The sequence below is a fragment of the Hydrocoleum sp. CS-953 genome, from assembly GCF_002260545.1.
Taxonomy (GTDB): Bacteria; Cyanobacteriota; Cyanobacteriia; order Cyanobacteriales; family Microcoleaceae; genus Trichodesmium.
On the sequence record NZ_LGSU01000078.1, the window covers coordinates 1 to 2,005 of the forward strand.

General features: G+C 41.6%; 1 protein-coding gene and 1 pseudogene. Both read right to left on the bottom strand.

Annotated features, from left to right (window positions below; genetic code table 11):
• Positions 1 to 338 precede the first annotated feature (338 nt).
• The coding region (locus AFK68_RS00485) for a methionine gamma-lyase family protein (protein WP_143437373.1) at positions 339 to 1,284 on the bottom strand (946 nt) is incomplete at its 5' end.
• 1 nt (position 1,285) lies between these two features.
• Positions 1,286 to 1,731 (bottom strand): annotated as a pseudogene (locus AFK68_RS00490) (methionine gamma-lyase family protein); the annotation flags it as partial.
• Positions 1,732 to 2,005 lie beyond the last annotated feature (274 nt).

Here is a 2,005-nt window from a genome sequence, read left to right on the forward strand (position 1 = left end):
CTATTGCGCAATACGCAATAAAAAGGAGGGAAAAATTTTTACCCTCCACCTTCGGGAGCTTCAGCAAATGAAAAGACTATTGTGCAATATGCAATAAAAGAGAAAAATTTCACAATCATCTAAAATAGAGATTGCTACTCTGCGAGAAGGCTTCGCCTACGGCTAGCTCAACTCTTTCCCATTAAACTTGAGTCTAATACCACCGCCTCGCAATGACAGCCACAGATTTTTTTCTACCCAATACTTCTGACTTTTGAATTTTGAATTTTGAATTTTGAATTTTGTAGCAATGACAGCCACCGACTTTTTTCTACCCAATACTTCATGACTTTTGACTTCTAACTTCCAACTTCAAAAAACCCCACCGCCTCAATAACAGCCTCCAGAGCGATCGCCACATGAGTCCAATGAGTCCCCCCCTGACAAAACACCACATAAGGTTCCCGCAAAGGTCCGTCAGCCGAAAACTCAGAAGTAGACCCATCAATAAAAGTACCACCCGCCATAACCAACTGACTCTCATATCCAGGCATCGGCGCCGGCACCGGATCTAAATAAGACCCCACAGGCGAAAATTGCTGAATAGCTCGACAAAAAGCAATTAACCTCTCCGGGGAACCCAACTTAACCGCCTGAATAACATCCCGTCGTTTTTCCAGAGGCAAAGGATTAACCGGATAACCCAACCTATCAAAAACATAAGCCATCAAATGATTACCCTTCATCGCCTCTCCCACCATTTGTGGAGCCAAAAACAAACCCTGAAACAACAACCTATTTTGCTCAAAAGTCGCCCCCCCACTACTACCAATACCAGGAGCAGTCAACCGACAACTCGCAGCCTCCACCAAATCAGCCCTACCTGCTACATACCCCCCCGCCATAACAATAGTGCCACCAGGATTTTTAATCAAAGACCCCGCCATTAAATCCGCTCCCACCGCCATCGGTTCCCGGTCCTCAATAAACTCCCCATAACAATTATCCACAAAACAAACCGTTTCAGGATTTTGTCGCTTAACAATCTTGACAATTTGCTCAATATCTGCAATAGACAAACTAGGTCGCCAAGAATAACCACAAGAACGTTGAATCAAAACCAGACGAGTCCTTTCAGTAATCCCAGACTCCAACCCCTGCCAATTTATCGTCCCAGTTTCCGTCAGAGGTAACTCCCGGTAACTAACGCCAAATTCCTTCAAAGAACCTTGACCTTCCTCCCTCAGACCAATTACCTCCTCCAAAGTATCGTAAGGAGAACCAACAACAGACAACATTTCATCCNCCCTGCCAATTTATCGTCCCAGTTTCCGTCAGAGGTAACTCCCGGTAACTAACGCCAAATTCCTTCAAAGAACCTTGACCTTCCTCCCTCAGACCAATTACCTCCTCCAAAGTATCGTAAGGAGAACCAACAACAGACAACATTTCATCCCCTGGCCTCAGAGTCCCAAACAAAGCACAAGCGATCGCATGAGTTCCCGAAACAAATTGGACTCTTACCGCTGCTGCCTCAGCCCCCATAATCTCAGCAAAAACCTTGTCCAAAGTCTCCCGTCCCAAATCGTCATGTCCATAACCAGTCACTCCAGAAAAATGATGGACACCTACTCGGTGATGACGAAAAGCGTCTATTACCCGTCTAAGATTTTTTTTGACCAAGCCATCAATTTCCGAAAATATGGGAAATAGCTCTTGTTCTGCTGCTTGTAGATATTCAATGCTATTCATATTTATTTTTTATTTATTTAATTAATTAATTTGTTTTATTTGTGATATGCTAAACAAAGTGTAAATTTTTGTTAATACTCAAATTCACAATAAAATCTAAATTTCCTTTGTCAACAAAGAATGAACTTAGATTTTCAGACTGTACTTTTTAATGAAACTTGTTTCATTAAAAAGCTATAACAATTTTGAGGTAGATACACTCAATAAAAAAAGCAGTGTTTAGCTTAATGTAAACATAGTAATTGACTTTTTTTTATTAATCAAATCTTTATAG